This window comes from Paenibacillus sp. CF384 (assembly GCF_900106745.1).
Classification (GTDB): Bacteria; Bacillota; Bacilli; order Paenibacillales; family Paenibacillaceae; genus Paenibacillus_Z.
In genome coordinates this window covers 94651-113525 of sequence record NZ_FNNV01000012.1, presented here as the reverse complement: position 1 = coordinate 113525, position 18875 = coordinate 94651, and the positions used below count along the sequence as shown (strand labels likewise).

Sequence of the window (18875 nt, the reverse complement as noted above, 5' to 3'; positions counted from 1 at the left end):
AGTTCTACCTCCGTGAATGATTTATCTTCTGATTCGCGCCGCCGCAGCTGGATCTAATAATAAGCTCCGAGGGGATGACGATATTCTGAGCGCTGCGTTCTTTCTTGCGGGTGAGCAGTTTATAGAGGAGCCTCGCGCCTTCCCTGCCGATCTCATGCAGATCTGTTGTCGCCGATGAAATACCGTATTTCTCGGCGAGCTCGGAGTTCTCGAAGCTGATGAGCGCGAGGTCATCCGGGATGGAGATGCTATGCTCCCGCGCATATTCGTACACCCCGACAGCCTGTGTATCCCGACCGGATACGATGGCAGTCGGCGGTTCCTTCAAGTTAAGCAAAGCATGCGCAGCACGGTAGCCGCTTCCTTCAAGCTCATCACCGATAAACAGGTACTCGTCACGGTACCGAATTCCTGCCTCTTCAAGAGCGCCACGATAGCCTTCCAGCCGATCCTCGCATACGAGAAATTCGAGTGGTCCCGGGCTGATGAATGCGATTCGCGTATGCCCGAGCGCCAGTAGATGCTGCACGTTGCGGTAGGCGATATCGTAATTATCGACGTCGACGGAATTGACCTGGTTCTTCAGTCCGTTGCTGCCAATGATGACGACGGGAAAATGATGCTCGAGCAGCTCCTCAATAACCGAGGAATCGTGGCTAGGCAGACAGATTAGTACGCCGTCCATGGCCCGCTCTCGCATCAGCTTGATGAGCTTCGGCGTTTTGGCTTTGTGGCCAAGGTTGTCCCAAGAGATGAGCAGATTATAATCCTTCTGGTCCAGAATCTCGCCGATGCCTTGCAGCAGGTGGGCGAACACACTATTGCCTGCGAAGGAGAAGAAACTGGAAGCAGGTTGAGGCGTAAACAAACAAATATTGTTCGTCCTGCGCGTGACAAGGCCGCGGGCTGCGGAGTTCGGCTGATAATTCAGCCGTTTGATGACCTCGAAGATGCGTTCTTTCGTATCAGGTGCGACAGGTGCGGTGCCGTTAAAGGCGAAAGAAACCGTAGAAATCGATACGCCGGCTTCTCGCGCAATATCTTTGATCGTGACGCTGCGGTCTGACTTTCTCATCGCTCGCACCCTCTAAAAACGTTTTATACGGGTAACGTAGCACACCGATTTGAGAGCGTCAATATATGGAATTTGTTATAATCAATTCACAAATGCCGGGGTATACTCTGTACAGCAAGCGGGCAAAGCGTACCTTGGGAGGGAGGAAATCTGAATTGAATCGAAATGGCCAGACCGTTCCATATGGCTACGAGCCGCCTAAGGAGCAGCTAAAAGGAACCATGATTGTCTATGATTCCTTCCAGCGGATGTCCAACGAGAGTCTTGCTTTTGCCGTGGAAACGGCGGTAAAGCTTCGTTTTGCCAAGCTGGTGCTGTACCCGCTGCATGAAGAGACGATCAGACGGATGACGAAGGAAACCGTGCTGCCCTATTATAAAAGGCTGGATCGGCTGCATGATTGGAAGCGTGAGCTTGAAGCTCGGGGTGAGGTCGGCGGTAGAGGCAGCGGCGAGCTGACGATTGTCATAGAAGGGCTGGAAGGCAAGCGGAAGAAATACACGCCGATCGAAGCGGCACTGCGCCATCTGGCAGAGTCTTACCCATCGCCATACTTCTTGTATATCACACCGGAGACGGCTAATTTGTTCGCTTCCTACTCTTCGTTCGAGGAGTGGATCGTCAAATTAAGATTGCTGCTGGCATCTAAACCATCGCAATCGCTGCATCCGAAGCTGGAACAATATCGTCATCGCTGGAATATCGCAGGTGAATAATAAGCAAAGAAGCCCCGGCACTTGATCTGTGACCGCGGGCTTGTTTTAGCTTAGTCAGGGTTTGGTTGTAATACGGTGTGGTTAACGGGTAAATGAGCATATAGATCAGAATGGAAACGAGGATTAGGCAGCTTTCGAAGGGGAAAGGGGCTTGTCCGTATGGAGATCTGCGATTACGCGAAGCTCATGAAGCAAGACGTTCAGTTCGTTGCGCAGGTCGCTTAGTTCTTTACTGCAGCGGGCTTGGAGCTTGTTTAGCTCTCGATCCGACAGTTGATGCTGTTTCACCTGGTAAATCAGTTTGTTGGTCACGGTGTCGCTTTCGCTCAACCTTGTGGTGTAGATGATGCTGGAATTCGTAGACGTAGACGTGGACATGGGCTTGGTGCAGCTCCTTCGTGGTTGATTTGAACCCAGTATAGCAACGAATGATTAGAGGTAGATGTGAGAAGTGTAAAAGCTGTGTTAGATTTTGGTTCCATGTCCTGCAACCGGCCGATTCGTTCACTCGTCAGAGGAAGAAGAGATAGAGAATGGGGATTGTTGGGTAATCTACGAATATGAGGTGATGTGGATGAGAAGAGGAAGAAGAGTTGCGATGTGGGTGATGGCCGTGCTGCTTGGGACATCTTTGTTGGTGCCGGCGGCGTATAACGCTTCTGCACAAGCGGCAGCGCCGGCACCGGAGGCTTCGGCAGCCTGCAGAACCGATAATCATGGATTGAACTTACAGGCGATGACGGATACGAGCGCTCCGCATATACAGGCGATTCAGTTCTTAGGCGCCACTATCGGACGCGCGGCCGGGAACGGCTTCATGATCGGCACGTCGGACGGCGGCTGCCACTGGCAGGCCATCTATAACACAGGCAAGCTGAGCTTCAGCCAGATGGAGTTCTTGACCAATTCGGTCGGCTATGTGCTGGCGAAGACGAGCGCAACGAAGCAGAATACACTGCTCAAAACGACAAATGGCGGCGCAGACTATACGTGGGTGCCTACTGGGCAGTATGGCTTTGAGCGGATTGATTTTCTGAATGAGCAAGTGGGTTACGGGTTTACGCGTGCATACACCTTCAAGACCAACAATGGTGGCAAGACATGGACGAAGGTGGCGACACCACCGAACTCTCGCTATGTGCATTTCGTAACGGAGGCTAAAGGCTGGGTCATTACGGTGCTGGCTGCCGGCGGGTATGAGGTGAAGCGCACGATTGACGGCGGTCGCCACTGGACCGATTTCCTTAAAGTCAAAGCGACTGTTAACTACGGCGGAGCCATCTACGGCACGGACAGCTCGGATATTTGGGTGATGCTGTATGGGGATTCCGGGATGTCGCAGACGTCCTACTCGCTGTTCCATACCACGGATGCAGGCGCTCACTGGAAGCAGGTGATCTCGCATCCTACTGCAGGAGGCGGACCGGCGCCGGGACCGGTTGCTCCAGCGGGTACACTTGCAGGACCGGCGGGAAGTCCGACAGATATGGCGGTGATCGGGCGCAAAGGAGCATTCCTCGCAGCCGGAAGCGGAGCGCTGGATAATCTGCAATTCGGCCGATCGCTGGATGATGGCAAGACATGGAGCAATTTGCCGATCGCTGTGCCGGGGTATGAGGGGAAGCTTTCGTTCGTGTCGCCGACTACCGGCTATCTGGCGGTAACGAGCCTGTCGAAGTCCGGCGTCTACCGGACCGTTGACGGCGGGAAGACGTGGACGAAACGATTTTCGCTGCCAGAGCCTCAGTAAATGATGCTATAATGGTGGAAAAAAGGCGGTGAACGAACGCGATGATTCACCATGAGGGCATTCATCATGTGAGCTTGATTGTTACGGATATCGAGCGGGCGAAGGCATTTTATCGAGATGTGATCGGCTTGCAGGAGATTCAGCGGCCGGCGTTTGATTTTGAAGGGGCTTGGTATGCCGTTGGCGGCAGTGGCCAGCAGCTGCATTTGCTCGTACATGACGGCGAGACGAAGCGCACCGGCAGCATAGATACGCGAGATGGACATTTTGCGATTCGCGTAGCCGACTTTGACGAAACCATTGATTGGCTGAATGAGTGCGGCATCCCGCATCGTCACAACCGTAACAGTATCACGGGTTTCTCTCAGATCTTCCTGCTCGATCCCGATCATAATGTCATTGAGCTCAATGCCGCACGGCACGATTCCTAAGCATACAAGTTAAGGCCGACTAGCACGCGTAAACGTCGATGACGTTCATGCATGGGAGTCGGCCTTTTCGATTTACAGGATGTTCGCTAGCCTTCCACCATGAGCAGCTCCTGAATTTCCTCGGCAGTGAGGGCGGAGAGCGCCTCTTGACCGGGTTGAATGACCTCGTCGATGAGGTTCTTCTTGCGCTGCTGCAGCTCGTACATTTTGTCCTCGACTGTGCCTTCGGAGACGAGTCGGATGACTTGGACGACCTTCTTCTGGCCGATGCGATGCGCGCGGTCTGCGGCTTGCTGCTCCACGGCAGGGTTCCACCAGAGGTCATAGAGAATGACGGTGTCTGCACCTGTGAGGTTAAGTCCGGTACCGCCGGCTTTGAGCGAGATGAGGAATAAATCCCGCTCGCCGTCGTTGAATCTTGTGCTTAGCTCCGCTCGTTCCGAAGACGGTGTACTGCCATCTAAGTAGAAATGGGGGATTTCTCTCCGCTGCATTTCCAGCTTGATGATCTTCAGCATCTCCACGAACTGCGAGAACACGAGCAGCCGCTTGCCTGCTTCGCGGCATTCATCGATCAGCTCCAGCAGCTGCTCGAGCTTGGCAGAACTGCCCGCATAGTCCTCGATGAAGAGAGCGGGATGGCAGCAAAGCTGGCGCAGACGGGTAAGGCCGGCTAAGATACGGATCCGATTCTTATGCAGCGTATCCTTGTTCAGATGCTTCAATGTCTCCTCGCGAAGCTTGGCGAGATAGGCGGCATACAGCTTCTTCTGCTCCGGCAGCAGCTTCGACACCTGCGTGGACTCGATCTTCTCCGGGAGCTCCTGCAGAACGTCGGTCTTCACGCGGCGCAGCAAGAACGGACGCGATCGCTTCGCGACGACTTCGCGAGGCAGATCGCCGAAAGCACGTCTTGCCGGGAAGAGCTCGGGGCACACCGCATCGAAGATCGACCAGAGATCCTCCAATCGATTCTCTACAGGCGTACCTGTCAGTGCAAAATGATGACGCGCCTTCAGCAGCTTTACGCTTTGCGCAGTCTGAGTGTTGTAATTCTTGAACGCCTGCGCTTCATCCAGAATTAACGTGTGGAAGGACATTGCGGCATAAGCTTCGATGTCCCGGCGCAGCAGCGGATATGACGTAATTAAGACGTCAACGGTCGAGCTTCTTCTCAGTATGGCGTCTCTTTCTTGCTTCGTCCCATCGACAATCGCGACGCGAAGGCTCGGCGCGAATTTACGCAGCTCATTGCGCCAGTTGTAGGTGATGGAGGCGGGGGCTACAATTAATGCGGGCAGTCGTTCTTCCCGAATATCCGGTAGGAAAGATTGCAAGAACGCGATAGCCTGCACCGTCTTGCCAAGTCCCATATCATCCGCAAGAATGCCGCCGAAGCCATACCTGGCCAGCGTCCGCATCCACTGATAGCCGTAGCTTTGATAATCCCGCAGCACGCCGGACATGCCTTCGGGCAGCTCGAAATCCAGGTTATCCGGATTTCGGAGGTTCTCGAGCAGCTGTCTGAGGGGTTTAGCGAGCTTGACCGAGCTGCCTTGTCTCGGCGTATCCATGAGATGCAGCCCGCGGAAGAGCGGGATGGAAATGCCGGAATCGCGCAGATCCTTCAGCGTGAATCGGGCTTCGTTGATCATGCGAATGATTTCCTGCATAGCTTCGGTCTCAAGCGGCATTAGCGCGCCGGTTGCCAAGCGGTGAAATTTGCGCTTCTCCTCAATGGACTTCAGCAGCTTGCGAATTTCGGCCTCAGGTATGCCATCGATATCGAATTTGAAATCCAGCCAATTCGTTCGTTCGTTAAACTGGACTTTCACAATCGGCGGCATGCTTCCCGTGTGGATGCGTGTACGCACGGCCGAAGTGGCATGCACCGTCAGCAGCTTCTCCAGCTGCGGCACGACATGGTAGAGGAAGTGATATTCGCTGTCCTCGTCGCCTAAGAAGTAGCCGGCCTCCGTCTTGGCGAAAGAAGCCTCTTCCATGAGCGTGAGGATCTGGCGCTCATGCTCGCCATCGCGCACGAGAATGGGTCCGTTCGTGCGGACCTCGCTCTCCGCTTCCAGCGGATTGATGATGAGGTCGCCGTAGTGGAATTCCAGCGCAGCAAGAAGTCTGTCCCTTATGCGGTCGAGGAACAGCTTGGCCTTGAGCGGCCGATGCGTGATGCGCCGCGACACGTCTTCCGCGATATGAACAGTGCCCAGCTTCAGCAGTTCCGGCACGACGCGCTCCATGAAGGGCTCGATCTGTTCCGGCAGGATCGGGATATAAGGCATGGAGGACCGTTCTTGCAGCTGCTGCAGCTCTGCCAGTCGGCGGCATGCCGCTTGCTGCAGCTCAATAAATCTGCCTTCCGCGAGCACAAGCCCATAGGCTTCAATGATGACCAGTTGGTCCAAGCCTTGTGCTTGAACGTGATAGCTGCCTCGATCATTGCCAATAGGAGCACTACTTGCATGAAGCTGCTGAAGATCGAAGGTTAGCGGGGGAATCCGCTCCTCGGATATCGCAATGGTTGGATAAGTGGTATTGCCTTGCTCGAGCATTGTCGAAGGCGCGCTAACCAATGTGGCGAGCAGAGGCTTCCAAGCACCGGGCGGGATCGGCAGCATGCGCTGGCCGCTAAGCGGAGCCGCATGTATGGCATAGATGCTCGATGTTTCTTGGTATAAGCGTTCCTGCTGCAGCACCGCAATCAGCTGCCGAATCACCTCGAAGTCTTCCGGCAGGAAGCTGTGCAGCTGCGGATCGTAGTGAAAAGATTTCGCAATCGCAAAGGGTTCGCCGAGTTCAACGTGACGGAGAAACTCGCGAACCTGCTGTACGATAATCGGCCGCTTCGATCCGACCTTCAGCTCGATGCCAAGCAGCAGCTTGCCGCCGCTGTAAGTGAACGGCTTGCAGACGAAGGTGACGGCAAGCGGTTCGCGGGTATCGAACCGGGTCTGAGCGCTGCGAATGGACTTTCGCGAGTTCGCCGGAGCGAACATGGAGAGCAGCTCGCGGGCGAGCTCGCCGCTGGATTCGTGGGAGGCAGAAGTAGGGCCGCTGCCTGCATGTCCGGTTTGTCCGGTTTGGCTGCCTCCTCCCATCGGCGCTCGGCCGCTCTGCTGCGCATCGTACAAGAGCAAGAGGACGGACGCTACATGGGAGCAATATTTGTCATAGGAAGATAAGGAGGGGCAGCTGCATTTGGCGGCAACATCTCCATCGTCATCGAAACGGATGCTAACTTCAAACGTTTCCTGCAGCTTGACTGTCGCCTCGCATCGTGCGGCGTCCGGATCATAATAGGTAATCGCTACTTTCCGGCTGCGGAAAGCGGATTCCCCTTTCTTATAAGAAAGCTGTCCGCACATGGATAAGATGGCGGACTGCGTCAGATGGTAGCTCATGTGCGGTATTCCTTTCTTTTGTGCCCGATCGGGCAAGGTCTGCTCGTGAAGCTCTATCAGCATCATAACCGTTTTGATCATGGCTGCACCAGCTTATTGCCTCTCTATACAATAAAAGAGCTGAGTCCCGGACATTGCCGCCGGATCTCAGCTCTTCTTGTTTTACGATTCGTCTTGCAGCTGTTCAAGCGCCCATTCCGCCCAGTTCAGATCGGACTGCGTGGCGAACCGTCCTCTCTCGAGCAGCAGCCGCATGCCCCGTGAAGGAGGCGGCTCCTTCGAGGAATAGAATTCGATTTTGCGATCCAGCCAGTGGACCCTGTCGCGGCAGTAGTTGATGCGCAGCTCCAGCTGGCGCTTCATATCGTCCGGGTCGCCTTGATCCATGGCAAACACTTTGAGTATAAGCTCGTCACGTATTACGGGGTCGTTGGCAGGCACAGTCAGCCAGGCGCGAAGGGCGTCGCGACCTTTATCGGTTATCGAATAAACCTTCTTATCCGGCTTATCGGTTTGGGTGACGAGTACGTGCCGAACGTAGCCCTCGCTCTCCATCTGGGAGAGGAGCGGATAGATTTGGCTGTGCTTGGCGGGCCAACAGGACTGGATTTTTAACATCAGGTCATAACCTGAATCGGGAGAATAAGAGAGCAGACTAAGGAGCCCATAAGCAAGCGTGTTCATAGGATGTCCTCCCATATGTTAGTTTTGACATATTTATGGTAGTGGTATATGATTGTCATTGGTTTTGATTATATGTAAATACCGACATATATGCAACGGCGCCGGGAGAGGTGCCTGTTTGATTACGATGCTCTGGTATTGAGGGGGAAATGAAATTGACTGAACAGGAGCAGCAGGACAAAGTAAAGTTTTGGCCGATTATGACGGCGATCTTTGTCGGCTCTTTTTTGTGTGTTTTGGCATCGAGTACGATTAATATTGCGCTGCCGATTTTGCAGGACCATTTTCATACCACGCTCGGCTCCATTCAATGGACGCTGACGGGCTTTATGCTGGCGATGGGTACACTGGCTCCAATCGTTGGGTACTTGGGAGAGAAATTCAGCTATAAGCGGCTTTATTTATTCGCGCTTATCGGCTTTGTAGTTGCATCTGTGCTGTGTGCCGCATCTTGGGATGAGTATTCGCTTATCGCATTCCGTGTTATGCAGGGCGCATTCAGCGGTTTGATCTTGCCGGCATCGATGGCCATTATCTATCAAGTGGTTCCGCGTGAGAAACAAGCGATGGCGATTGCTCTCTGGTCGCTTGCTGCGATGATGGCCCCGGCAATCGGACCGACATTCAGCGGCTGGTTATTGGAGAATTTTGCGTGGCAGTGGCTGTTCTTGATGAACATTCCAATCGGTTTGATTTCGATCGTGCTGGTGTTTGCCTTTATTCCATTCTATCGTCTCAGCGTGCCGAAGAGCTTCGATGGCATCGGGTTTATTACCGTCCTTGTCAGCAGCTCTTCGCTCCTGCTTGCGCTTGGTCAAGGCCACAACTGGGGCTGGGATTCGGGCCGGATTATTTCGCTTCTCGTCGTAGGTGTTGTGATGCTGGTGCTATTCATTTGGCGGGAGCTTACGACCGATACGCCGCTGCTTAATTTGCATGTGTTCAAGAACGGACGTTATACGCTGAACTTGATCATTACGATCGTTCTGACGATCAGCTTGTACTCCGGTACATTCCTGACGCCGATCTTCCTGCAGCGCATTCAGCATGTGTCTGCGATGGACACGGGGCTGATTCTTCTTCCGGCTTCGCTGGCTATGGCTCTTATTATGCCTGTTGTGGGCAAATTATATGGCAAAATCGGACCGCGCTGGCTGATGGCGATGGGCATTCCGCTGCTTGCGCTCGGTACGCTGACGCTTAGCTGGCTCAGTATCGACGTTTCCCATTCCTACATCCTCTGGTGGATGACGGTTCGAAACCTTGGTATCGCGATGGTGATGATGCCTGCGAGCAACGCGGCGATGGAGCAAATTCCTCGTCACTTGGTTGGTCATGCTTCTTCGATCTCCAACTGGACGCGTAACGTATTCGGTTCCTTCGCGATTGCGATCTTCACTACGCTGCTCGCATCGCGTTCCGTTACGCACGGTACCGATCTGGCCATGGCCGGCGATACCGACCAGCTGCATATCGCGAACATGGCGTTCACGATGAGCGTCAACGATGTGTATCTGCTGGCAACCTTAATCGCTGCTGTTGCATTCCCGCTGGCCCTGTTCGTCGGCAAAGCGAAGCAGCAGAAGGTTGCTGCCGTGGAAGCACGCCAATCGGCGTAACGTATGAATGGATGGGAGCCTCTCCGTTGTCTGATGAGACAATGGGGAGGCTTTTTTTGCGTTTGCCGCCTGCCGCTCAAAGCTCTAACGAACCCCAGGGGTCTTATTTAGTCGAAAATCGGTGTTTCTAAATTCTAACGAACTCAGGAGGTCTTATTTGGTGAAAATGAGCCTCGCCAGACCCGAAATCCGCTAAATAAGGCTCCGTAGGTTCGTTAGAATTTTTAAGTCGGCGTTTGTGCACGAATAAGACCTCCACGGTTCGTTAGAAGTTGCAGCGCACGCACGCAGATGTCACTTTTCGTATAGTAAAATATGGTATGGTGAGTAGATCGAACGTGGATTGCTTAATGTAGTTGGCGGTGGATAGAATGAATCGGGAAGGGACGAATATGATGCGATTTGACCGGATGGAAGAACGTTATCTACCGCAGGTGCTGGAGATTTACAATCATTATGTCGTGCATACGACGGTTTCTTTTCACACGCTTCCCCTGACGATGGACGAAATTCGGGCGAATGTACTGCCTGCCAACCCGCTGTACTGCACCTATGTGTGTGAAGAAGACGGTGTCATAATAGGCTACGGACTGCTTACGCAGCATAAGAACAAGCAGGCGTATAATACGACGGCGGAGGTCACGATTTATCTGGCCCCGGAGCATCTCGGCAAGCGGATTGGCGCAGAGATGGTCGCTTTGCTGGAGTCGCAAGCGCGCGAGCGCGAGTTTCATGTGCTTGTTGCCACGGTGTGCACGGAGAATGAGCGAAGTATTCGCATGTTTGAGCGACTGGGTTACGAGCGGGCGGCACTATTCAAAGAAGTGGGCCATAAGTTTGGCAGATGGCTCGACATTGCCAGTTATCAGAAGATCCTCCGATAAGGGGCGGGGCTCCTGGCTCACGGGACCGACCTTATGAATCCAAACGAAAGAAGGAGATACATACCTATGAATAACTTGACCAAATTTCGAATCGCCAGACCCGCACACGACCTGTTCGAAGCCTTCGTAGACCCTGCGAAGATCGGCAACTTCTGGTTCTCATCCAGCTCGGAGCGATGGGAGAAGGGCAAGACGGTTACGCTGATTTACAAGGAGTACAATGCCGAAGTAGGCATTGCCCTGCTCGAGGTTGAGGCAGATAAGAAGATCGTGTTTCAATGGGCCGGCGAGGATCATATTGTGACCATCACCTTGGAAGAGCAGCCTGACGAGAGCACGATTATTGCCATTAACGAAGAGGGGTTTCGGGAAGATGATCCTGAGCTGTTAAGCAAAATCGTGGATAACAAAGAAGGCTGGGTGTTTGTGCTGACGTGCTTGAAAGGGTACTTGGAGTTCGGCGTGACGCAGCTCCGGACGGGCATTGTCAAATAAATGAGCAGGGCGGTCAAACTCCTGTGTCACGCTGCTCCAAGATAACGACGTGTAAAGAGTACAACACAATTGCTGTTTTCTAGTCTCAAATGACGTATGACGTGTACCTAGTACATTTCATACGTTTTTTTGCAGTGAATATAGTTGGTTATCCATATTTCAAATGCATGTTATGCATGTTAAATACCTTTTTTCTCAGAAGGCTTCGATTTGTCGTGTAGGTTGTACAGCTCAAGGAGAAAGCCGATCTCCTTCTCATGCGATCACCGTCGCCGTCACCGATAACGCAAGCGGAACTCCTTCGGGCGAGCACCAGTGTGCTTGCTGAAGCAGCGGACGAAGTAGGGGAAGGTTTGGAAGCCGGTTTCTTCGGCAATCTTACCGATGGGCTCACTGGTATGAATGAGCAGCTGCTTCGCCTGCTCGATGCGGTAGCGAGTAAGGTAGTCCTGCGGCGTGCATCCGAATGCTTTCTTCATGCACAGCGCGATGTAGTTGGCGTGAAAATGCAGCTGATCCGACAGCTCCTTGTAGCTGAGCTGTTCCCGGTAATGGCGGCGCAAGAAAGCAGCCGCTTCATCTGCCAGCGTCAGCTGCGGGTCCTTGGCAGTAGCTGCACTGCTGCCTTCCTCTTGCAGTTGAAGCAGAAGCTCGAGCAGCAGGGTTTGCTGGCGGAAACGGGCTGCGGCATGGAAGTCGGCATGGAGCTGCAGCAGGTTCTGCAGCCGTTCATAGACGCCTTCTCTTGCGAGCAGCTCACCGAATCTCGGCACATGAAACGCGAAGGTTTCGATTTGTGGGTAGGGATCGGTAATAGGCGGGGACATATGCGGTTCGCGTTCTGCAACAACGCTCCAGCTGCCAAGCGTTTGAAAATGAAGCCAGTAGAAATGCGTCTCCTCTTGGCAGGGAATCGCGGTCTTGTGCGCGCGATCCGGACGCAGAATGGCAAACTGATTGGCGCTAACGGTGAGCGGCACACCATCCTCCTCCAGATAGAGCGCTCCACGCGTTACGGCAAGCAGGTCGAATACGCCGATGCTTGCGCGGCCCGGATGCTTGCCGCCTGCTGCATAGGTATCCTCGCCTGACGTGATATAGTGCGGCATGGGCGGAGAAGTAAATCGGAACATTCGGCATTGGCTCCTTTCGGAGAGTTTTGCTTATATCATAAGTGTTTATCAGGGATTATGCCATATAGGAAATATTCACTTCATGTTGTGATTAGATAAAAAAGGGTTGTCATCGGCTATCGGCTGCCTGCACGTATCCGTGCTATATTCGCTTCATAGCTATCTTATTATGAAGATCCGAAGGAGACGAACCGCATGGAGACGACGACAACGAAACTCATCGCCACGGCATTTCAAGCTTTACCGCTGGGGGCGATTAAACCCGCAGGATGGCTGCGCAATCAGCTGCGCATTCAGGCGGATGGATTAACCGGGCATTTGGAAGAGCATTGGAGCGATGTTGGGCCGGATAACGGTTGGATCGGCGGCCAAGGCGAGAGCTGGGAGCGCGGTCCTTATTATTTGGACGGACTGCTGCCGCTTGCTTATTTGCTGGAGGATGAGGGGCTGATCGCCAAAGCGCAGCGCTGGGTGGAATGGTCGCTCGCAAGCCAAGGCGAGGATGGCAACTTCGGTCCGCGTGGAACGATTCAATCGGTCAACGATGACATCAACAAAAAGCACGACTGGTGGCACTACATGATCATGCTCAAGGTGATGACGCAATATGCGGAAGTGACGGGGGACGAGCGTATTGTTCCGTTCTTGACCCGATATTTCCGTTACGTTCACAGTCATATTGCAGCTAACCCGCTTGAGGGATGGGCAAAAGCACGCGGCGCAGAGATGGTGCTGTGCGTGCAATGGCTGTACAAAGAGACAGGGGATGCGTTCTTGCTGGAGCTGGCAGCGACGGTTGCCGAGCAGACGCTCGACTGGACAGACGTGTTTCACGACTTCCCATACTGGCGCAAGGTGGAGGAGTGGGATTGGAGCACGCATGTCGTCAACGTGGCAATGGGCATCAAAACACCGGCGATCCGTTATGAGCTAAGCGGTGAAGAGGTTGAACTTGCTGCCGTTCATCGCGGCATCGACAGCCTGATGACGTATCATGGGCAAGCGCATGGCATGTTCTCCGGTGACGAGTGGTTATCGGGAACGAGCCCAAGTCAAGGCGTCGAGCTGTGCGCCGTGGTCGAATATATGTATTCCATGGAGCATCTGACGCGCGTGTTCGGCGAAGGACGGTTTGGGGATATTTTGGAAAAGGTAGCTTTCAACGCGCTCCCGGCCGCAATCTCGAAGGACTGGACTTCGCATCAATATGATCAGCAGGTGAATCAAATCGTGTGCAACGTGGCTCCGCGGGCTTGGAGCAACGGCCCCGATGCGAACTTGTTTGGTTTGGAGCCGCATTTCGGCTGCTGCACGTCGAATATGCATCAAGGCTGGCCTAAGTTTACGTCCCATCTATGGATGGGCGACGGGAACGGCGGATTGGCTGCTGTATCGTACGCGCCTAGCGTGGTGAACGCGTCGGTTGGGAGCGGTGCGACGGCAACGGTAACGGTGAGCGGCGAGTATCCGTTTCGTGATACGGTTCACATAGCTGTGGCGCTGGATCGTCCGAGCGAAGCCTTCGCTGTTTCGCTGCGCATTCCGGCCTGGTGCGGTTCGCCAAGCTTGTCGGTTAACGGCGCTAACGTTTCGCTAAACGTCGTTAATGGTTATGCACGTGTGGAACGCGAGTGGAAGAACGGGGACGTGCTGACGCTTGGTTTGCCGATGGTCGTTACGACGACATCCCGCAACTTGTACGCGATTAGCGTCGAGCGCGGACCGCTTGTCTACGCCCTGCCGATTCAAGAGAACTGGCAGCTGCTCACGAAGCGGGCGAAGTTTCACGACTGGGAGGTTTACCCGGGTTCGCCTTGGAAATACGGCCTGTTGGCAGACAACGACTATGCGGTTAGCGAGCGTGAAGTGCCGTATCAACCATTCGATGCAGAGCATGCGCCTGTTCGGTTGAAGGCAGTCGGTCAGCTGGTGCGGGAGTGGAAGATGGAGGGCAACAACGCGGGGACGCCGCCGATCTATCCGAAGACCGAAGGTCAGGAGATCGCGGAATTGACGCTTGTCCCTTATGGCAGCGCGCGCTTGCGGATTGGAGAATTCCCGCTGATCGGAGAACGCGAGAAGGCGTGGAAGAAGCGGGTGTAAGTGAAGCTGGGTGTGTAAACGAAGTGGCTGAATGGGGGGATCTCCTGTTCAGCCACTTTTTGTATGGCTTGCAAACTCATTTAATGCGGACAAGCGCATGCTGCAGCACGTTGTTGCCGGTCTGCGGCGTGAGCGGCTCTTTGCTGAGGCCGAACACGTTGAGGATCACGTTGCGATTGGCTGTGCTTCGGCTGATGCGCACTTCGTACTTATACGAAACGCTCGACACGTCCGCGTACACGAAATTCGATGTGCCCGGGGCAAGGGGGACGAAACACTTGGTCGTATTGCACGGCGACACCTTGAGTGCGACAGGCAGGCCGCTCGACCAGTCGAATACTTGAACACACATTCGCAAGGCATTTTTATAGCCTAGGTTAACAAGGTCAACGAGGGCAAAGTTGGTGCCGGGATTCCTCCGGAGAATTCCCGTTGAATACACGGCTCTGCTGTAGCTTTTCCTGGTGCGCCCCGAGCAGCATTTTTGAAATTTACGGCTGCTTTTGACGGGAGTTCCTTTTGTTTTGCCGCTGCTCGTGGTGGCTCGGCTGAATTGGAGCTTACGGCTGCTTGTGAAGACTCTGCTGCTGTTTCTCTTCATCGACATTCTCTTATCCCCTACTCTCTCATTCATGTCGCTGCTAGTTACTATACTCCAATTAATAGATGCCGAGAGTTCACCTTACGTGCATGAAATCAATGGAAATGTCCACAATAAAGGGGCTAACCCTACCGACTATACCGGCCTCACAAAAAAGGAGAAGAACAACAATGCGGATGAGAAAACAATGGCTGAGCCTAACGCTCGTATGCGTGCTGCTTGGGCTGGGAGTTACCCCAGTACATGCCTCAGCGTCAAGGCAGGATCATCATGCCCATCAACTACGCTATACGCAGTCGATGGTAAACCTGAACAAAGAGCTCCGAAAGCTGTGGGGCGACCATATCTACTGGACAAGAGCCTACATCGTGAGTGCAACCGAAGGACTTGCAGACCGCGATAAGGTGCTGGAACGTCTGCTTCGCAATCAACAGGATCTCGGCAACGCCGTTAAGCCGTACTATGGCGAGAATGCAGGCAACAAGCTGGCTGAGCTGCTGCGGGAGCATATCCTGCTTGCCGGGCAAGTGCTTGAAGCGGTGAAGTCCGGCAACCAGGCAGACTTGGAGAAGCATACTAAAGCGTGGTACCGCAATGCCGACGATATTGCCAAATTTCTAAGCGGTGCTAACCCGAATTGGACCTACAAAGAAATTAAGGACATCATGGATCGGCATTTGCAGTTCATTACGGTCGCTGTGGCCGCGAGGATGAAGAAAGACTGGAATGGCGATATTCTGGCTTTTGACGAGGGATTGGCACACATGCTGATGTTCGCGGACATTCTCACGCAGGGGATCGTTGCTCAGTTCCCTGATAAGTTCAAATAAATAACTTCATAGCACGAAGAATTGGCCACCGGGAAAGTACGGTGGTCTTTTTTATGCTGCGAGCAGGATTCAGCAAGAATCATCAAGAAATTAGGCTGAAGCCACGTTACAATTTGTGGAGTACGAGTACTGCAAGTTAGAGGAGGTCGTGCATTCGAATGAGGGAGGATTACCTGCTGCAGATCCAAACGACTATCGATTACGTAGAAGCACATGTAGCGGAGGAGCTGTCCTTATCGCGGCTGGCGCAGGTCGCGAGGCTGTCCGACTTTCATTTCCACCGGGTCTTTCTGTCCATGGCGGGAGATACCGTAATGGAATACGTGCGTAAGCGTCGTCTGGCGTTATCGGCATGGCAGGTGGCCTATTCGGATACAAGGCTGCTCGACATTGCGCTGAACTACGGCTTTCAGAATCATGAAACGTTCACCCGCGCCTTCAAGCGCATGTTCGAGATGACGCCTGCTGACTATCGCAAGCAAGGGATCAAGCCGCCGGCTTACTCGAAGCTAAACGTGCTGCAGCGCAAATACAATCCATATTTGGGAGGCATTCGCATGAATTACCGGATTGAAACCAAACCAGCGTACAAGGTCATCGGCTACGAACTTCAAACCTCCACGAACGACGGGGAGAATCAGCGTCAAATTCCAGCCTATTGGCAGGAGTATCTGAAGAACGGCTGGGCGTGCCGTATTCCGAACCGCGTGCATAAGGAAAGCCCGATTGAGCTCGGCATCTGCCACGGCTTCGATATGGCGACCGGAAGCTTCAAGTACCTAATTGGCATGGAAGCGGAGAGCTTCGACAACGTGCCGGAGGATCTTATTTGCCGCGAGTTCCCTGCTGCTGAATATGCGGTGTTTACGACGCCAAAGGTGCCGACGGAGCAGTTCTCGAACTCGATCCAAAGCACGTGGGGAGCAGTCTTCGGCGAGTGGTTCCCGCACTCCGGCTATGAGCATTCCGGTGCTGCGGAGTTCGAGCTGTACGATTATCGCTGCCACCCGGACCAAGAGCTGGTGGAGATGGACATTTATGTCCCGGTGAAACGCAAAGCGTAAGCGGCTTTAATCGAATAGTCTGATTAGGAAAAGGTGCGGTCGATAATCGGCTGCGCTTTTTCTCATTTCTTCCGGAAGGCGAATGATGTGCGATTGGAGGATGCAAGTTTCGCCGACATCTCCTTTTTCAACGTAGAAGGGGCTTGAGAAAATGGTGTAGTGCCCACTTCAGGGTGGAAAAAGGTGAACTTCCCGAAAAAATCCCGTTGAGCGCAGGAAGTACCGCGTTTATCCTATGTCTACAAGACAGAGGCAAGGAGCGAGCATATTGACCCATTTTTCTATAGAAGGAAATGCGTTTGTGTATGAAGGCAAGCCCGTCCGACTTCTGTCCGGCGCTATGCATTATTTCCGGATTGTCCCTCAGTACTGGCAAGACCGTTTAATGAAGATGAAAGCTTGCGGACTAAACACGGTGGAGACATATATTCCCTGGAACGTGCATGAGCCGTATGAGGGGCAGTTCTGCTTCGATGGACTAGCCGATGTGTTCGCTTATATCGAGCTTGCGGGCAGTCTCGGCATGCATGTCATTGTTCGTCCGAGTCCATATATTTGTGCGGAATGGGAATTTGGCGGTCTGCCTGCATGGCTGTTGGCCGATTCCGATATGCAGCTGAGATGCAGCTATCCCGCGTATCTGAGCAAGGTTGATGCTTATTATGATGTACTCATTCCGCGGCTGAGGCCGCTGCTTTGCACAAATGGCGGACCGATTATCGCCGTACAGATCGAGAATGAATATGGCAGCTATGGCAATGATGCCGTATACTTGGACTATTTGCACCAGGCTCTGATTAATCGCGGTATCGATGTACCGCTGTTCACCTCAGATGGCCCCACAGATGCGCTATTGCAGGGCGGATCTGTCCAAGGCGTGCTGTCAACGGTCAACTTCGGATCCAATCCAACCTCTTCTTTCGATAAGCTGAAGGAATATCAGCCGGATTCGCCGCTGATGTGCATGGAGTATTGGAATGGGTGGTTTGACCATTGGGGCAAACCGCATCATACACGCGATGCTGCAGACGCGGCAGCAGTGCTGGACGAAATGCTGGCTGCCGGCGCTTCCGTCAACTTCTACATGTTCCATGGCGGTACGAATTTCGGGTTCTATAATGGCGCCAACTGCCAGGAGCCGAATCTCTACGAGCCTACGATTACGAGCTATGACTACGATTCTGCGTTGGATGAGTCTGGTGTGCCGACAGCCAAGTACTATGCGTTCCGCGAGGTCATTGCACGGTATGAGGAGCTTGGTCCGTTGGCGTTGCCTCCTGTTATCCCTCGCCGAGCCTACGGGCAAGTCGAGTTGACAGAGCAGGCAGCGTTATGGGAACAGCTCGATGCTCTGTCGGCACCGATCCAATCCGTTACGCCGCTTCCGATGGAGAAGGTTGGACAGAATTATGGGTTTATCTTGTATTCAACGCACATTTCCGGACCGCGGCCTTCGGAGCAGCTCCACCTGCAAGAGGTACGCGACCGGGCATTGGTTTATGTGGATGGCGAATTCAAGGGCGTAATCGAACGATCGCAGACACCGCAATCGCTGGCGATTGAAGTGCCGGCCGAAGGCGCGAGGCTGGATATTCTCGTTGAGAATATGGGCAGAATCAACTATGGCCCTTACCTCAGAGATCGCAAAGGGATCACGGAAGGGGTTCGACTGGGGTTCCAATTCCTATTTAATTGGACCATTCGACCGATTCCGCTGGAAGACTTATCGAAGCTGGCTTGGGCCGCTGACAGCTCGAATGCAATTGCGAATGCGGCGGATAGTCCTCGGTTCTGTAAAGGAAATTTCCACGTTTCCGAAGCCGGCGCAGATACGTTCCTGGACATGCAGGGCTGGACGAAAGGTGTCGTCTTCATCAATGGCTTCAACCTGGGGCGTTACTGGAGCAAAGGTCCTCAACAAACGTTGTATGTGCCAGCCCCTCTTCTCCGAGAAGGCAGCAATGAAATCATCGTATTCGAGCTGCATGATGCTTCGCAAGCATCGACGGTTATGCTTACGGATACGCCGGTTCTAAACCGCCAGCCGCAGCAAGCCGAGTAATAAGAAGGAACT

The 18875-nt window shown here is 53.5% G+C and carries 16 protein-coding genes; 10 read left to right on the top strand and 6 right to left on the bottom strand.

Annotation, left to right across the window (positions count from 1 at the left end):
• Positions 1–4: 4 nt before the first annotated feature.
• Complete coding sequence (locus tag BLW29_RS19365) at positions 5–1075, bottom strand: LacI family DNA-binding transcriptional regulator (protein ID WP_090982620.1); 1071 nt, start codon at positions 1073–1075, stop codon at positions 5–7.
• A gap of 155 nt (positions 1076–1230) precedes the next feature.
• Here BLW29_RS19365 and BLW29_RS19360 point away from each other — a divergent pair, with 155 nt between their 5' ends.
• The gene (locus tag BLW29_RS19360; RefSeq protein WP_090982618.1) at positions 1231–1791 is read left to right on the top strand and encodes a hypothetical protein; all 561 of its coding nucleotides are present in this window, start codon (positions 1231–1233) and stop codon (positions 1789–1791) included.
• Between the two features lie 123 nt (positions 1792–1914).
• Here the strand turns inward: BLW29_RS19360 and BLW29_RS19355 are convergent, their stop codons facing one another.
• Positions 1915–2169: a hypothetical protein gene (locus BLW29_RS19355; protein WP_090982616.1), complete on the bottom strand. Its 255-nt coding sequence runs from the start codon at positions 2167–2169 to the stop codon at positions 1915–1917.
• 196 nt (positions 2170–2365) lie between these two features.
• Between BLW29_RS19355 and BLW29_RS19350 the strand changes: the two genes are divergently transcribed.
• Both BLW29_RS19350 and BLW29_RS19345 read left to right on the top strand, forming a co-directional pair.
• Positions 2366–3541 (top strand): WD40/YVTN/BNR-like repeat-containing protein, encoded by a 1176-nt coding sequence (locus tag BLW29_RS19350; protein ID WP_143044434.1) that lies wholly within the window; start codon positions 2366–2368, stop codon positions 3539–3541.
• Between the two features lie 41 nt (positions 3542–3582).
• Positions 3583–3972: a VOC family protein gene (locus BLW29_RS19345; protein WP_090982612.1), complete on the top strand. Its 390-nt coding sequence runs from the start codon at positions 3583–3585 to the stop codon at positions 3970–3972.
• A gap of 86 nt (positions 3973–4058) precedes the next feature.
• On the opposite strand, the gene BLW29_RS19340 is transcribed toward BLW29_RS19345, so the two are convergent.
• Together BLW29_RS19340 and BLW29_RS19335 are read right to left on the bottom strand one after the other, a co-directional pair.
• Positions 4059–7388: a DEAD/DEAH box helicase gene (locus tag BLW29_RS19340; RefSeq protein WP_090982810.1), complete on the bottom strand. Its 3330-nt coding sequence runs from the start codon at positions 7386–7388 to the stop codon at positions 4059–4061.
• Between the two features lie 162 nt (positions 7389–7550).
• A complete protein-coding gene (locus tag BLW29_RS19335; protein WP_090982610.1) occupies positions 7551–8072 on the bottom strand; it encodes a PadR family transcriptional regulator in 522 nt (173 codons plus the stop codon).
• A 155-nt stretch (positions 8073–8227) separates the two neighbouring features.
• Here BLW29_RS19335 and BLW29_RS19330 point away from each other — a divergent pair, with 155 nt between their 5' ends.
• The 3 genes from BLW29_RS19330 (at position 8228) to BLW29_RS19320 (ending at position 11070) form a co-directional block, all read left to right on the top strand.
• Positions 8228–9691, top strand: coding sequence for an MDR family MFS transporter (locus BLW29_RS19330; protein WP_256208729.1), 1464 nt, complete (start codon positions 8228–8230; stop codon positions 9689–9691).
• 371 nt (positions 9692–10062) lie between these two features.
• On the top strand, positions 10063–10575 hold the full coding sequence (locus tag BLW29_RS19325) for a GNAT family N-acetyltransferase (protein ID WP_090982606.1): 513 nt from the start codon (positions 10063–10065) through the stop codon (positions 10573–10575).
• Positions 10576–10641: 66 nt separating this feature from the next.
• A complete protein-coding gene (locus BLW29_RS19320) occupies positions 10642–11070 on the top strand; it encodes an SRPBCC family protein (RefSeq protein WP_090982603.1) in 429 nt (142 codons plus the stop codon).
• Between the two features lie 275 nt (positions 11071–11345).
• Here BLW29_RS19320 and BLW29_RS19315 read toward each other — a convergent pair whose 3' ends face one another.
• A complete protein-coding gene (locus tag BLW29_RS19315) occupies positions 11346–12203 on the bottom strand; it encodes a helix-turn-helix transcriptional regulator (RefSeq protein ID WP_090982601.1) in 858 nt (285 codons plus the stop codon).
• Positions 12204–12398: 195 nt separating this feature from the next.
• Here BLW29_RS19315 and BLW29_RS19310 point away from each other — a divergent pair, with 195 nt between their 5' ends.
• Positions 12399–14306 carry a beta-L-arabinofuranosidase domain-containing protein gene (locus BLW29_RS19310; protein WP_090982599.1) on the top strand — a complete coding sequence of 636 codons (1908 nt, stop codon included), beginning with the start codon at positions 12399–12401 and terminating at the stop codon, positions 14304–14306.
• A gap of 76 nt (positions 14307–14382) precedes the next feature.
• On the opposite strand, the gene BLW29_RS19305 is transcribed toward BLW29_RS19310, so the two are convergent.
• Positions 14383–14913: a hypothetical protein gene (locus BLW29_RS19305; RefSeq protein WP_256208728.1), complete on the bottom strand. Its 531-nt coding sequence runs from the start codon at positions 14911–14913 to the stop codon at positions 14383–14385.
• A 170-nt stretch (positions 14914–15083) separates the two neighbouring features.
• Here BLW29_RS19305 and BLW29_RS19300 point away from each other — a divergent pair, with 170 nt between their 5' ends.
• The 3 genes from BLW29_RS19300 to BLW29_RS19290 all read left to right on the top strand — a co-directional run bounded on the left by BLW29_RS19300 (position 15084) and on the right by BLW29_RS19290 (position 18863).
• Positions 15084–15737, top strand: a complete 654-nt coding sequence (locus BLW29_RS19300; RefSeq protein WP_090982806.1) for a glycosyltransferase — start codon at positions 15084–15086, stop codon at positions 15735–15737.
• A 158-nt stretch (positions 15738–15895) separates the two neighbouring features.
• Positions 15896–16801: an AraC family transcriptional regulator gene (locus BLW29_RS19295; RefSeq protein ID WP_090982597.1), complete on the top strand. Its 906-nt coding sequence runs from the start codon at positions 15896–15898 to the stop codon at positions 16799–16801.
• A gap of 268 nt (positions 16802–17069) precedes the next feature.
• Positions 17070–18863, top strand: a complete 1794-nt coding sequence (locus BLW29_RS19290; RefSeq protein ID WP_090982595.1) for a glycoside hydrolase family 35 protein — start codon at positions 17070–17072, stop codon at positions 18861–18863.
• Positions 18864–18875 lie beyond the last annotated feature (12 nt).

What these genes read in the sequence shown, in the direction of transcription:
- BLW29_RS19365 (WP_090982620.1), bottom strand. Translation starts at nt 1,075, where the DNA reads ATGAGAAAGTCAGACCGCAGCGTCACGATCAAAGATATTGCGCGAGAA.
- BLW29_RS19315 (WP_090982601.1), bottom strand. Translation starts at nt 12,203, where the DNA reads ATGTTCCGATTTACTTCTCCGCCCATGCCGCACTATATCACGTCAGGC.
- BLW29_RS19340 (WP_090982810.1), bottom strand. Translation starts at nt 7,388, where the DNA reads ATGAGCTACCATCTGACGCAGTCCGCCATCTTATCCATGTGCGGACAG.
- BLW29_RS19320 (WP_090982603.1), top strand. Translation starts at nt 10,642, where the DNA reads ATGAATAACTTGACCAAATTTCGAATCGCCAGACCCGCACACGACCTG.
- BLW29_RS19300 (WP_090982806.1), top strand. Translation starts at nt 15,084, where the DNA reads ATGAGAAAACAATGGCTGAGCCTAACGCTCGTATGCGTGCTGCTTGGG.
- BLW29_RS19350 (WP_143044434.1), top strand. Translation starts at nt 2,366, where the DNA reads ATGAGAAGAGGAAGAAGAGTTGCGATGTGGGTGATGGCCGTGCTGCTT.
- BLW29_RS19345 (WP_090982612.1), top strand. Translation starts at nt 3,583, where the DNA reads ATGATTCACCATGAGGGCATTCATCATGTGAGCTTGATTGTTACGGAT.
- BLW29_RS19335 (WP_090982610.1), bottom strand. Translation starts at nt 8,072, where the DNA reads ATGAACACGCTTGCTTATGGGCTCCTTAGTCTGCTCTCTTATTCTCCC.
- BLW29_RS19325 (WP_090982606.1), top strand. Translation starts at nt 10,063, where the DNA reads ATGAATCGGGAAGGGACGAATATGATGCGATTTGACCGGATGGAAGAA.
- BLW29_RS19305 (WP_256208728.1), bottom strand. Translation starts at nt 14,913, where the DNA reads ATGTCGATGAAGAGAAACAGCAGCAGAGTCTTCACAAGCAGCCGTAAG.
- BLW29_RS19310 (WP_090982599.1), top strand. Translation starts at nt 12,399, where the DNA reads ATGGAGACGACGACAACGAAACTCATCGCCACGGCATTTCAAGCTTTA.
- BLW29_RS19355 (WP_090982616.1), bottom strand. Translation starts at nt 2,169, where the DNA reads ATGTCCACGTCTACGTCTACGAATTCCAGCATCATCTACACCACAAGG.
- BLW29_RS19295 (WP_090982597.1), top strand. Translation starts at nt 15,896, where the DNA reads ATGAGGGAGGATTACCTGCTGCAGATCCAAACGACTATCGATTACGTA.